Source organism: Pseudomonas sp. SLFW (genome assembly GCF_009905615.1).
Taxonomy (GTDB): Bacteria; Pseudomonadota; Gammaproteobacteria; order Pseudomonadales; family Pseudomonadaceae; genus Aquipseudomonas; species Aquipseudomonas bambusae.
The window spans coordinates 73065-86120 of the sequence record NZ_JAAAKW010000015.1 but is presented as its reverse complement, the minus strand read 5'-3'; the positions used below and the strand labels follow the sequence as shown (position 1 = coordinate 86120).

Genomic DNA, 13056 nt, shown 5'->3' with positions numbered 1-13056 from the left:
ACGGTTGATTGACGGTGTTATTCGGCTATTTTGTTTAAACGTTAGTTGTATGCGGCGCTTCGAGCCCCCTGAATACAGGCGAATCAAGCCCGTGCAGCAGAAAATCAGTAAAGACTTTGTAAGGTAGGCCCCGCTTATTTCATAATGCGCAGCCAGCACGTTTAGCTGGACGGGCATGCCCGCACCTTTTTCAGAGGTAAGTCGACTTCCATGAATCGCACCGGCCGCACCCTTGCATTGGGCTGCCTGTTGCTTCTTCATCCCCTGCTGGCGAATGCAGGTGGCAACTCGTTGTTAATACCAGCGGTGGGTCGCTGCACCCTGAATACCCAGCCAGACAACCTGCCAGCCGCCTTGTCGGCGTGTCAGCAGGCGGCCAAAGGCGGGGATGCGCAGGCGCAATACGAGTTGGGACAGTTCTATTACGACGGCAAGAACACGCCGCGCGACCTCACTCAGGCACTCAACTACTTCGAACAGGCCTCATTGCAGGGCCATGCGCAGGCGCAGTATCAGTTGGGCCTGATGTTCTTCCGTGGTGAGGGTGTGCAAGCCAATAACATTCAGGCTTATATCGTCCTGAAGATGGCGGCGGTCAACGGGTCGGAAGATGCGCTCGACCAGGCCGACGAAGTTTCGGGCCAAATGAAAAAGGAAGATCTGGAAGTCGCGACCCAAGTGCTGGGGCAAATCTTCCGCAAGTATCTTCTGGAGCTGCAAACCGCCGAAGGGCGCTCGCCATTCGCGCCCTTCCCGGATACCAGCAAACCCTGATCGAGTCGCCGGACCTTATTTGTCCGGCATCGGCATTGGGAACGGCATGACATTGCCAGTCTGACGCGCCTCACTGATCTTCGCCGTGCCCATCCGCTCGACTTCATCGATACGCACGATCGAATGCATCGGCACGAAGCTGCGTACCACTCCGTCGAACTGCTGCTTCAACTTCTCTTCGCTGGGGTCTACCACCACGGTCGTGCGCTCACCGAAGACGAATTCCTCAACCTCAAGAAACCCCCACAGATCGCTTTGATAGATCTGCTTGGCGTACATCTCGTACACCTGGCCCTGGTTGAGAAAAATCACCTTATAGATTGGAGCTTCGCGTTTGGTCATAACAGGCAGGCAATGATCGGTGTTTTGAAAAGGGCGCGAACTATAGCATGCCGCTGGTTAGGCAACGCTAGGAACCCGAGGCCAGGGTCCCTATAATGCGCGGTTCTTCGAATCACCTGATGAATCCGAACCCGCATGGCCAAGAAGCTTTATATCGAAACCCACGGCTGCCAGATGAACGAGTACGACAGCTCGCGCATGGTCGATCTGCTGGGCGAACATCAAGCGCTGGAAGTCACCGCCCGCGCGGAAGACGCCGACGTCATCCTGCTCAACACTTGCTCCATCCGCGAGCGGGCGCAGGACCGCGTCTACTCCCAGCTTGGCCGCTGGCGCGAGCTGAAGCTTGCCAACCCGGAGATGGTGATCGCCGTCGGTGGTTGCGTCGCCAGTCAGGAAGGTGCGGCGATTCGTGATCGGGCGCCCTACGTCGATGTCGTGTTCGGCCCGCAGACCCTGCACCGCCTGCCGGACATGATCGACGCCGCACGCATCACCCGCTTGCCGCAGGTGGATGTGTCGTTTCCGGAAATCGAAAAATTCGACCATTTGCCCGAGCCTCGCGTCGATGGCCCGAGCGCTTATGTCTCGGTCATGGAAGGCTGCAGCAAATACTGCACGTTCTGCGTGGTGCCTTACACGCGGGGTGAAGAAGTCAGTCGGCCCTTCGATGACGTGATCACCGAGGTCTTCCACCTCGCCGAAAACGGCGTGCGTGAAGTGACGCTGCTCGGCCAGAACGTCAACGGCTATCGCGGCACGACCCACGACGGTCGCGTGGCTGACCTCGCCGAACTGATCCGCGTGGTAGCGGCCATCGACGGCATCGACCGCATTCGCTACACCACGTCGCATCCGCTGGAGTTTTCCGACAGCCTGATTCAGGCCCACGCCGACGTGCCGGAGCTGGTCAAACATCTGCATTTGCCGGTCCAGTCGGGTTCAGACCGCATTCTGGCGGCGATGAAGCGCAACCACACCGTGCTTGAGTACAAATCCCGTTTGCGCAAGCTGCGTGCAGCGGTGCCGGACATCTGCATCAGCTCGGACTTCATCGTCGGTTTTCCCGGCGAGACCGAAAAAGATCATTTGCAGACCATGAAGCTGGTAGAAGACGTCGGCATGGACTTCTCCTACTCGTTCGTCTACAGCTCGCGCCCTGGCACCCCGGCAGCGGATCTGGCCGATGACACCTCGGAAGAAACCAAGAAAGAGCGCCTCAAGCAGTTGCAGGACCTGATCAACCGTCAGGGCTTCGAGATCAGCCGCAAAATGGCGGGCACTGTCCAGCGCATTCTGGTCACCGACTATTCGAAGAAAGACCCCGGCGAACTGCAAGGGCGCACCGAGAACAACCGCATCGTCAACTTCCGCTGCGACAACCCCAAGCTGATCGGGCAATTCGCCGACGTCTACATCGACAGCGCGCAACCGCACTCGCTGCGGGGGTCGTTGTTGCAGTAAGGCCAGACGCCCTCATCTAACGCTGCATCGAACCCTTCCGTAGCAGCCCGGCTTGCCGGCGGTGACGATTTTGAATCCGCCACCGCCGGCAAGCCGGACTGCTACAGAACCGACGCACGAACCCTGTAGGAGTGAGCTTGCTCGCGATTGCGTTTCTTCAGCCACCATGCCCGTGTCTGACAGCCGGCAATCGCGAGCAAGCTCACTCCTACCGAGGTTATGGCGGCTGCCGACTCAACCATTAGTAAGTGAGCCCTTTCGGACACTGCCCACAGGGGTTATCCTTCATTTCACCTTTATTGCCGTCGGGCGGCTAAAAACCACTTTGAACGCACCTATCGAACCACATCGTTTCAGCCTCGAACCTATCGAGGCCCACCGCTTCGCCAATCTGTGCGGGCAATTCGACGAGCACTTGCGCCTGATCGAACAGCGCCTGGACATCGAAATCCGCAATCGCGGAGGCCAGTTCGAGATGATCGGCGAGCGCAAACAGACCACTTCGGCAGAAAACCTGTTACGCCGACTGTATCGGGAAACCAAAAGTACCGAGCTGTCCCCGGACATGGTTCATCTGTTCCTGCAGGAATCCGGCGTCGAAGAGCTGGACAACCACCCTGCTGCAGAAGTCGGCGTAGCCCTGCGGACCAAGAAAGGCATGATTCGGCCACGCGGCTTGAATCAGCAGCGGTACGTGAAGGAAATTCTCGCCAACGACATCAACTTCGGCATCGGCCCGGCCGGTACGGGCAAGACCTACCTCGCCGTCGCGGCTGCCGTCGACGCGTTGGAACGTGAGCAGATTCGCCGCATCCTGCTGGTGCGTCCGGCGGTCGAAGCGGGCGAAAAGCTCGGTTTCCTGCCCGGCGATCTGGCACAGAAGATCGACCCGTACCTGCGACCGCTCTACGACGCGCTTTACGAGATGCTGGGCTTCGAGTACGTCGCCAAGCTGATCGAAAAGCAAGTGATCGAAGTTGCACCGCTGGCCTACATGCGCGGACGCACCCTTAATAACAGCTTCATCATTCTCGACGAGAGTCAGAACACCACCGTCGAGCAGATGAAGATGTTCCTGACCCGTATTGGCTTTGGCTCCACCGCCGTGATCACCGGTGACATCACCCAGATCGACCTGCCGAAAGGCACCAAATCCGGGCTGAATCATGTCATCGAAGTGCTCAAGGACGTGCCGGGCATCAGTTTCACTCACTTCAAGCCCAAGGACGTGGTGCGCCATCCATTGGTGCAACGCATCGTCGAAGCCTACGAGCGCTTCGAGGAGCGCAACGAGCAAAGTGCCCCTCGGGAATACCGCCGCGATGCTTGAGCTGGATCTGCAAGTCGCGAGTGAAGCCAGCGCCCCCAGCGAAGCCCAGTTCCGCCTTTGGTGTGAGATGGGCTTGCGCCAGCGCGTCGCCGACTCGGAAATGACCATTCGCCTGGTCGACGAGTCTGAAGGCCGGGAACTGAACCACACCTGGCGTCACAAAGACTACGCCACCAACGTGCTGTCCTTTCCTGCGGACGTGCCTGACGAACTCCTCGACATTCCGTTGCTGGGTGACCTGGTGATCTGCGTGCCGGTCGTGACCCGCGAGGCAGCCGAACAGGGCAAGGCGCTGGACGCACACTGGGCGCACCTCACCATTCATGGGTGTCTGCATTTGTTGGGCTACGATCACATCGACGATGACGAAGCCGAAGAAATGGAAGCACTGGAACGGGAGTTGCTTGCAGAGTTGGGCTATCCCGATCCCTACGCCGACGACGAAATCGTCGACACACCACCTACAGAAACACCAGGCAAGGACCACGAGTAAGGGCTATGAGCGAAGACCGATCGAGCAACGGGCAAAAGTCATGGTTGGGCAAACTGACCCAGGCATTTGCCCATGAGCCGAAGAACCGCCAGGAGCTGTTAGAGCTGCTGCGCGAAGCCCATCAGAACAAATTGCTGGACAGCGAAGCGCTGGCCATCGCCGAAGGCGCCATTCAGGTGGCTGACCTCCAGGTCCGGGACATCATGGTCCCGCGCTCTCAGATGGTCAGCATCAAGGCCAGCCAGAGCCTTCGCGAGCTGCTCCCGGCAGTGATCGATTCCGCCCACTCTCGCTACCCGGTGATTGGCGAAAGCCACGACGACGTCCTCGGCGTATTGCTGGCGAAAGACCTGCTGCCCTTGATCCTCAAGGAAAACGGCGACGTCGGCGACATCAAGAGCCTGCTGCGTCCGGCGACCTTCGTGCCGGAATCCAAGCGTCTCAACGTGCTGCTGCGTGAATTCCGCGCCAACCACAACCACATGGCCATCGTCATCGACGAATACGGCGGCGTGGCGGGTCTGGTGACCATCGAAGACGTGCTGGAACAGATCGTCGGCGACATCGAAGACGAGCACGACGTCGAGGAAGACAGCTACATCAAACCGCTGCCCAGCGGCGACTTCCTGGTCAAGGCGCTCACCCCCATCGACAGCTTTAACGAGTTCTTCGACAGCGAGTTCTCTGACGATGAATTCGACACGGTCGGCGGTCTGGTGATGAATGCGTTCGGGCACCTGCCAAAGCGTAATGAAATCACCGAAATCGGCGCGTATCGTTTCCGCATCCTGAATGCGGACAGCCGCCGGATTCACCTGCTGCGCCTGAGTCCGATTTCGCGCTCGTAACGTCGTATCCGTTTGTCATAAGGAATGTAAATGCGCTGGATCACCCGCCCCGGCTGGCCCGGTAACCTGCTGGCCGTGGCGGCTGGCGCACTCGTCACCCTGGCCCTGGCGCCGTTCGATATCTGGCCGCTGGCGATTGTCGCGCTGGTGGTTTTCTACCTCGGGTTGCGCGAACTGACACCTCGCCAAGCGTTGTGGCGGGGCTGGTCGTACGGGTTTGGCCTGTTTGGCGGCGGCACCAGCTGGATCTACGTCAGCATTCACACGTACGGCGAAGCGCCGGTCTGGCTTGCCGGGTTCCTGATGGTGCTGTTCTGCGCTTCTGTCGCCTTCTTCTTCGCCCTGCCCGCCTGGCTCTGGGCTCGCTGGATTCGCCGCAACGAAGCGCCTTTGGCCGATGCGCTGGCGTTCGCTGCGCTGTGGTTCGGTCAGGAAATGTTTCGCGGCTGGTTCCTCACAGGCTTTCCTTGGCTTTACTCCGGTTACAGCCAGCTCGATGGCCCGCTGAAAGGTCTGGCGCCATTGGGGGGCATGTGGCTGATTTCGTTCAGCCTCGCGCTGACCGCTGCCCTGCTGTGCAACCTGCCTCGACTGCGTGCACGCAAAAGCTTCTTCGCTGCTGGCATCGCTCTGCTGCTGGCGCCTTGGGTGGTGGGTCTGGCGCTGAAAAGCCATGCCTGGACCGAACCTTCAGGCGCGCCGTTGAAAGTTGCCGCGATGCAGGGGAACGTCGAACAAAGCATGAAATGGGACCCGGCTGCGCTGAACGCTCAGTTGGCCCTTTACCGCGACATGACGTTCACGTCCCAAAAAGCCGACCTGATCGTTTGGCCGGAAACCGCTGTGCCGGTGCTCAAGGAGTCCGTCGAGGGCTACCTGACGATGATGGGCAAGTTTGCTGCAGATCGGGACTCAGCACTGATCACAGGCGTGCCGCTGCGGCAGAAAGGCGGGCGTGGTGAATTCCGTTATTACAACGCCATCACCGTCACCGGCGAAGGCGACGGCACCTACCTGAAACAGAAACTGGTGCCGTTCGGTGAGTACGTGCCATTGCAAGACCTGCTGCGCGGGCTGATCACGTTCTTCGACCTGCCGATGTCCGACTTTGCACGCGGCCCGGCCGAACAGGCATTGTTGCAAGCCAAGGGTTACCAGATCGCGCCGTTCATTTGTTACGAGGTCGTCTACCCCGAATTCGCAGCCAGCCTTTCCGCCCAGAGCGATCTGCTGCTGACGGTGAGCAACGACACGTGGTTCGGCACGTCCATCGGTCCGCTGCAGCATTTGCAAATGGCGCAGATGCGCGCGCTGGAGGCCGGTCGCTGGATGATCCGCGCCACCAACAATGGCAAAAGCGCACTGATCGACCCGTTCGGCAAGATCACCACCACCGTGCCGCAGTTCGAACGGGCGGTGATGTACGGCGAAGTCACGCCGATGCACAACCTGACGCCGTACCTGCACTGGCGTTCGTGGCCACTGATCATTTTGTCGGTGTTGTTGATTGGCTGGGCGCTGCTGGCGAGCCGGATTTCCAAGACGGTTTGATGCAGGATCTGCTGAAACGCGCCCCCTGTGGGAGCGAATTCATTCGCGATGCGGTGGTACATCCAATGGAGATATGTTGGATTTACCGGCCTCTCGCGAATGAATTCGCTCCCACAGGGAAATGCAGAGCCCGCCAAATCACCGATAAAACACCCGATACCCCACCAACCCCGCCGCTTCATTGATCAACTGCCCCATCTGCCACACGGCTTTGGACTCTGGCAGCCAGCCAGCAAACGGTCTGGCGTTGTCCGTGCTCAAAAAGCCGACAGGCGCGGGCACGACCGCAAAACCGGCCTTTTCAAAGCTCCAGACCGAACGCGGCATGTGCCAGGCCTGCGTCACCACGACCACTCGTTTGATCCCCAAGGGCTGCAACACGGCCGCCGTCATCGTCGCGTTTTCCCAAGTGGTCCGACTTTCGCCTTCTTGCCAGCGGACGGTCACTCCAAAATCGTCGCGCAACGAATCGGCCATGATCGCCGCTTCACTTGGCGGCTCGCCGTAATGCAACCCGCCCGTGGTCAAAATCGGCAGGCCAGAGGCCTTGGACAAACGCGCCGCATACCGCATCCGTTCAAGGGCCGTTCCCGTCGGGATGTCACTGCCCCAACTGGGGTCGTTGCGCTCACGGCCGGAACCGAGCACCACGATAGCGTCGGCGTGCTGGGCGAGGGTTGCCCACTGGTCCTGTTGCAGGGGCGGAATGCGTTCGATGCCTTTGGCCGACCACTCCACTACCACCGGGAGACTGGTCAACAGCAGTCCACCGAAGCCGATCACAAACAGCGCTCGTGCCAGACGCGGTCGAGCCGTTCTCAACCACCAGGCGAATAAGAGGAGCAGCAGAAAGATGCCGGGCGGCAGGAGCAGGTTCTTGATGGCGTAACGAAAAGGCATCGGGCATCTCCAGAAGATGCCCGAAGCCTAGAAGGATTGACGCTAAGCAACAATGCTTAATCAGACGGGATTGGGACCCGTAAACGTTACCGCTTGAAATGTTTGCTGGAACTGTAGCGACTCAACTTTGCCGACACCTTGGCGCGACGCTGGTCCTTCAACCAGATGACATTGGTTGAAAGTTGCGGGCCGCGGGCCGACTCCGAAGGCTCCCGGGAACTGCTGAAACTCCCTTTCTTGATGTTCGGTGATTCCTCTCTTACAACGACGTCCTTGCGATCCAGATAGGCCTCGATCAACTGAAACTCAGCCTGACTCAAACCACGGAGTTCCAGTTCGGTGGGGTACTCGTTGCGAAGCCGGACTGCTGTTTTCGCCATGTCCAGGGCCAGCCCCAGACGATCAATCAAACGGTCATACAGATCAGGTTTCTCTACTTGGTGCCGCAGCTCTGCCATCCGTTCACCTCACTGAAGATAAACACATACCCTCGACAATGAGCTTAGCGGCACTGCAAAAACCGGCGCGATGCCGCGACCAACGGCGAATGACGGGGGTTGGAGGGCCTCGCGCATGCAATCAAAGGTTTCCCTCGATAGTCTGCCCTCATGTATGCTACGGCGCTTCCTGTTATTCCACTTCCGCTCCTCCGGGTTCGAACCCGTCGCGTTGGCAAAGGCACAGCCTGACACGTGACGCCCCTCCAGTCCGGGACGGCAGCGAAGCGGTCAAGGGTCACCAATCTCTAGTCAAAAGTAGCCATGCACGAACTCTATCAGCCCCGCGAAATCGAAGCCGCCGCCCAGACCTTCTGGGAAGAGCAAAAGTCTTTTGAAGTCAGTGAACAGCCAGGCAAGGACACATACTACTGCCTGTCGATGTTCCCTTACCCTAGCGGCAAGCTACACATGGGGCACGTGCGCAACTACACCATCGGTGACGTGATCGCCCGCTATCAGCGCATGCAGGGCAAGAACGTGCTGCAGCCGATGGGTTGGGATGCGTTCGGCATGCCGGCAGAAAACGCCGCGATGAAGAACAACGTCGCACCGGCCAAGTGGACCTACGAAAACATCGCCTACATGAAGACCCAGCTCAAGAGCCTCGGTCTGGCGATCGACTGGTCCCGCGAAGTCACCACCTGCAAGCCTGATTACTACCGCTGGGAACAATGGCTGTTCACGCGCCTGTTCGAAAAAGGCGTGATCTACCGCAAGAATGGCACCGTGAACTGGGACCCGGTCGACCAGACCGTTCTGGCCAACGAGCAAGTGATCGACGGCCGCGGCTGGCGTTCGGGCGCGGTGATCGAAAAGCGCGAAATCCCAATGTACTACTTCAAGATCACGGCCTACGCCGATGAACTGCTGGAGAGCCTCGACGAGTTGCCGGGCTGGCCTGAACAGGTCAAGACCATGCAGCGCAACTGGATCGGCAAATCCCGCGGCATGGAAGTGCAGTTCCCGTACGACCAGGCTTCCATCGGCGAAGCCGGTGCCCTGAAAGTCTTCACCACCCGCGCCGACACCCTGATGGGCGCGACCTACGTGGCCGTGGCCGCCGAGCACCCGCTGGCGACCCTGGCTTCGCAGAACAATCCTGAGCTGCAAGCCTTCATCCACGAATGCAAAAGCGGCAGCGTCGCGGAAGCTGACGTCGCCACGCAGGAAAAGAAAGGCCTGCCGACTTCTCTGTTCGTCGAGCACCCACTGACCGGCGAGAAGCTGCCAGTGTGGGTCGCCAACTACGTGCTGATGCACTACGGCGACGGCGCGGTCATGGCTGTTCCGGCTCACGACGAGCGCGATTTCGAATTCGCCACCAAATACAACCTGCCGGTCAAACCGGTGGTGCGCACCAGCGCGGGTGATCAAACCCCAGCGCCTTGGCAGGACGCGTACAACGAGCACGGCGTGCTGATCAACTCCGGCGAGTTCGACGGTCTGGACTTCGCCGGCGCCTTCGACGCCATCGAAGCCGCCCTCGCCAAGAAAGAACTCGGCAAGTCGCGCACTCAGTTCCGCTTGCGCGACTGGGGCATCAGCCGTCAGCGCTATTGGGGCTGCCCGATCCCGATCATCCACTGCGACACCTGCGGCGACGTGCCGGTCCCTGAAGACCAGTTGCCCGTCAAGTTGCCAGAAGACGTCGTACCGGATGGCGCAGGTTCGCCACTGGCGCGCATGCCTGAATTCTACGAGTGCATCTGCCCGAAATGCGGCGCACCGGCCAAGCGTGAAACCGACACCATGGACACCTTCGTAGAGTCGTCGTGGTACTTCGCCCGCTACGCCTCCCCTCACTACGAAGGCGGCATGGTCGATCCGAAAGCCGCGAACCACTGGCTGCCGGTCGATCAATACATCGGCGGTATCGAACACGCGATCCTGCACCTGCTGTACGCGCGCTTCTTCCACAAACTGATGCGCGACGAAGGTCTGGTCAGTTCCAACGAACCGTTCAAGAATCTGCTGACCCAGGGCATGGTCGTTGCCGAGACGTTCTACCGTCTCGAAGCCAACGGCAGCAAAACCTGGTTCAACCCGGCTGACGTCGAATTCGAACGCGACACCAAGGCCAAGATCATCGGCGCCAAGCTGATCGCCGATGGCCTGCCGGTGGAAATCGGCGGCATCGAAAAAATGGCCAAGTCGAAGAACAACGGCGTTGACCCGCAATCGATGATCGATCAGTACGGCGCCGACACCTGCCGTCTGTTCATGATGTTCGCCTCGCCGCCTGACATGAGCCTGGAATGGTCCGACTCCGGCGTCGAAGGTTCGCACCGTTTCCTCAAGCGCGTATGGCGTCTGGGCCAGGCCCACGTCACCGCTGGCCTGCCGGGCGCGCTGGACAAAACAACACTGAGCGACGATCAAAAAGCCGCGCGCCGTGCCATCCACCTGGCCATCAAGCAAGCCGGTCAGGATGTTGGTCAGCACCACAAATTCAACACCGCCATTGCTCAGGTAATGACGCTGATGAACGTGCTGGAAAAAGCACCGCAGGCGTCGGAACAGGATCGTGCGCTGTTGCAGGAGGGTCTGGAAACCGTCGCCCTGTTGCTCGCCCCGATCACGCCGCACATCAGCCATGAACTGTGGAACGCGCTGGGTCACGCTGATCCGGTGATCGACGCGGGCTGGCCAGTGGTGGATGAGTCCGCTCTGGTGCAGGACACGCTGCAACTGGTGGTACAGGTCAACGGCAAGCTGCGCGGTCAGATCGAAATGCCAGCCAGTGCCAGCCGCGAGGACGTCGAAGCCGCTGCACGGACCAACGAAAACGTGCTGCGCTTCATCGACGGTCTGACGATTCGCAAAGTGATCGTCGTACCCGGCAAACTGGTGAACATCGTCGCCAGCTGATTGGATCAGGCGCCTGACACGGTCAGGCGCCCAACACACTTCCAGAGCCCGCACTTCGGGCTCAAACGGATTCAAGGGGAGCAACAAGATGATCAAACGCAATCTGCTGGTAATGGGCCTCGCGGTATTGCTGAGCGCCTGCGGTTTCCAGCTGCGCGGTACTGGCACCAACGCCTTGTCGATCAAGGAGCTGGACGTCAGCGCCCGCGACGTCTACGGCCAGGTTGTCACTGAGCTGAAAAACACCCTGACCAACAGCGGCGTGCACGTTTACACCGGTGCTCAATACAAGCTGTTCCTGGCCCGTGAAGACGAGACCCAGCGCACCGCGAGTTACGCAGGTTCCGGCAACTCGGCCGAGTATGAGCTGACCACCGTGGTGAAATACGAAATCCACGGCACCAAGAACGTGCTGCTGCTCGATGACAACGTACAGTCCACCAAGACCTACGTGCATGACGGCAACAACCTGATCGGTTCCGACCAGGAAGCCGAGCAGATCCGCAAGGAAATGCGCAGCGACCTGGTGCAGAAGTTGATTGCCCGCCTGCAGCAGCTGTCGCCGCAGCGTCTGGACGAACTGCAAGCCAAGGCTGACGCCGCCGCTCGTGCCCAGGCCGATGCCGAAGCCGCCGCTCAACGTGTTCGCGACGAGACGCCTCAACAGTCTCCGATCGAAATCCCGTCCAAGTGATGGCATCAGGGCCGGTTCGCCGGCCCTGATCTTTTCTGACCCATGAAACTCGCCCCCGCCCAGCTCTCCAAACACCTTCAAGGTGCGTTATCGCCTGTCTACATCGTCAGCGGCGATGACCCGCTGCAATGTCAGGAAGCGTGCGACGCCATCCGATCCGCTGCCCGTCAGCAGGGTTTTGATGAGCGTCAGGTTTTCAGTGCAGACTCAAGCTTCGATTGGGGCACCCTGCTGCAAGCCGGGGCCAGCATGTCGCTGTTCGCCGAACGTCGTCTGCTGGAGCTGCGCCTGCCATCCGGTAAACCGGGGGACAAAGGCGCCGCCGCGTTGCTGGAATACTGCGGTCGTCCGGCTGAAGATACCTTGCTGCTGATCAGCCTCCCCAAGCTGGACGGTGCTGCGCAGAAGACCAAATGGGGCAAAGCGCTGGTCGAGGGACCGCAAACCCAGTTCGTGCAAATCTGGCCGGTGGACGCCAGCCAGTTGCCACAATGGATTCGACAGCGTCTGGCGCAGGCCGGGCTGGCCGCCAGCCCCGACGCGGTGGAGCTGATCGCTGCTCGCGTGGAAGGCAACCTTCTGGCGGCTGCTCAAGAAATCGAAAAGCTCAAACTGATGGCCGAGCAAGGCCAGATTACCGTCGAAACCGTGCAGGCAGCCGTGGCGGACAGTGCGCGTTTCGACGTGTTTGGGCTGACCGACGCGATCCTCAACGGCGAAGCGTCTCACGCGCTGCGCATGCTGGAAGGCCTGCGCGGGGAAGGCGTGGAGCCGCCGGTGATTCTCTGGGCATTGTCTCGGGAGCTGCGGGTGCTGGCGAATCTGGCGTTGCAGTTCAGCCAGGGCGTGCCGCTGGACAAAGCCTTCAGCCAGGCCCGCCCGCCTATTTGGGACAAGCGCAAACCGCTGATGAGCAAAGCTCTGCAACGCCACTCCGCCCGACGCTGGGCACAGCTGTTGATGGACGCTCAACACATCGACGCGCAGATCAAGGGTCAGGCACAGGGTTCGGTGTGGAACAGCCTCAGCCGATTGTCGATCCAGATGGCCGGCCAGCGATTGGCGTTGCCGTCGGAATAGATCTCACAGGGCAACACCGACGAGCTGTGGGAGCGAACTCAATCGCGAGACGTCGTTACCACCCACGCATTTCTGTCGGCCGTCGGATTTTTCGCGAATGAATTCGCTCCCACGGGGATTTCCATAGCTCGGGACTAAGCATTCATAGGACAGATCAATTAGACCTGTGCGCCAATCTGCCCGATCATCCCCGCCGCTCCACCCACCACTCA

Annotated in this window: 12 protein-coding genes; 9 read left to right on the top strand and 3 right to left on the bottom strand. The window is 59.9% G+C overall.

Going from position 1 to position 13056, the window contains the following annotated elements; all coding sequences use genetic code 11:
* Positions 1-210 precede the first annotated feature (210 nt).
* Positions 211-774, top strand: coding sequence for a tetratricopeptide repeat protein (locus tag GVN17_RS22680; RefSeq protein WP_166597496.1), 564 nt, complete (start codon positions 211-213; stop codon positions 772-774).
* Between the two features lie 15 nt (positions 775-789).
* Here GVN17_RS22680 and GVN17_RS22675 read toward each other — a convergent pair whose 3' ends face one another.
* Positions 790-1116, bottom strand: a complete 327-nt coding sequence (locus GVN17_RS22675) for a DUF1820 family protein (protein WP_166597495.1) — start codon at positions 1114-1116, stop codon at positions 790-792.
* Positions 1117-1251: 135 nt separating this feature from the next.
* Between GVN17_RS22675 and miaB the strand changes: the two genes are divergently transcribed.
* From miaB to lnt, 5 genes are all read left to right on the top strand, one after another.
* A complete protein-coding gene (miaB, locus tag GVN17_RS22670; RefSeq protein ID WP_166597494.1) occupies positions 1252-2580 on the top strand; it encodes a tRNA (N6-isopentenyl adenosine(37)-C2)-methylthiotransferase MiaB in 1329 nt (442 codons plus the stop codon).
* 325 nt (positions 2581-2905) lie between these two features.
* Positions 2906-3910, top strand: a complete 1005-nt coding sequence (locus GVN17_RS22665; RefSeq protein WP_166597493.1) for a PhoH family protein — start codon at positions 2906-2908, stop codon at positions 3908-3910.
* Positions 3903-4403, top strand: coding sequence for an rRNA maturation RNase YbeY (gene ybeY, locus GVN17_RS22660; RefSeq protein ID WP_166597492.1), 501 nt, complete (start codon positions 3903-3905; stop codon positions 4401-4403). The genes GVN17_RS22665 and ybeY overlap by 8 nt, the downstream gene beginning before the upstream one ends.
* A gap of 5 nt (positions 4404-4408) precedes the next feature.
* Entirely contained in the window at positions 4409-5251 is an 843-nt protein-coding gene (locus GVN17_RS22655) for an HlyC/CorC family transporter (RefSeq protein ID WP_166597491.1), read from the top strand.
* A 30-nt stretch (positions 5252-5281) separates the two neighbouring features.
* A complete protein-coding gene (gene lnt / locus GVN17_RS22650) occupies positions 5282-6802 on the top strand; it encodes an apolipoprotein N-acyltransferase (protein WP_166597490.1) in 1521 nt (506 codons plus the stop codon).
* Between the two features lie 138 nt (positions 6803-6940).
* Here the strand turns inward: lnt and GVN17_RS22645 are convergent, their stop codons facing one another.
* Complete coding sequence (locus GVN17_RS22645; RefSeq protein WP_166597489.1) at positions 6941-7702, bottom strand: YdcF family protein; 762 nt, start codon at positions 7700-7702, stop codon at positions 6941-6943.
* A gap of 86 nt (positions 7703-7788) precedes the next feature.
* Positions 7789-8160, bottom strand: a complete 372-nt coding sequence (locus tag GVN17_RS22640) for a hypothetical protein (RefSeq protein WP_166597488.1) — start codon at positions 8158-8160, stop codon at positions 7789-7791.
* A 303-nt stretch (positions 8161-8463) separates the two neighbouring features.
* Between GVN17_RS22640 and leuS the strand changes: the two genes are divergently transcribed.
* The 3 genes from leuS to holA all read left to right on the top strand — a co-directional run bounded on the left by leuS (position 8464) and on the right by holA (position 12844).
* A complete protein-coding gene (leuS, locus tag GVN17_RS22635) occupies positions 8464-11070 on the top strand; it encodes a leucine--tRNA ligase (protein WP_166597487.1) in 2607 nt (868 codons plus the stop codon).
* Positions 11071-11158: 88 nt separating this feature from the next.
* Positions 11159-11764 carry an LPS assembly lipoprotein LptE gene (gene lptE, locus GVN17_RS22630; protein WP_166597486.1) on the top strand — a complete coding sequence of 202 codons (606 nt, stop codon included), beginning with the start codon at positions 11159-11161 and terminating at the stop codon, positions 11762-11764.
* A gap of 42 nt (positions 11765-11806) precedes the next feature.
* Positions 11807-12844, top strand: coding sequence for a DNA polymerase III subunit delta (gene holA, locus GVN17_RS22625; RefSeq protein WP_166597485.1), 1038 nt, complete (start codon positions 11807-11809; stop codon positions 12842-12844).
* The last annotated feature ends 212 nt before the right edge of the window (positions 12845-13056 follow it).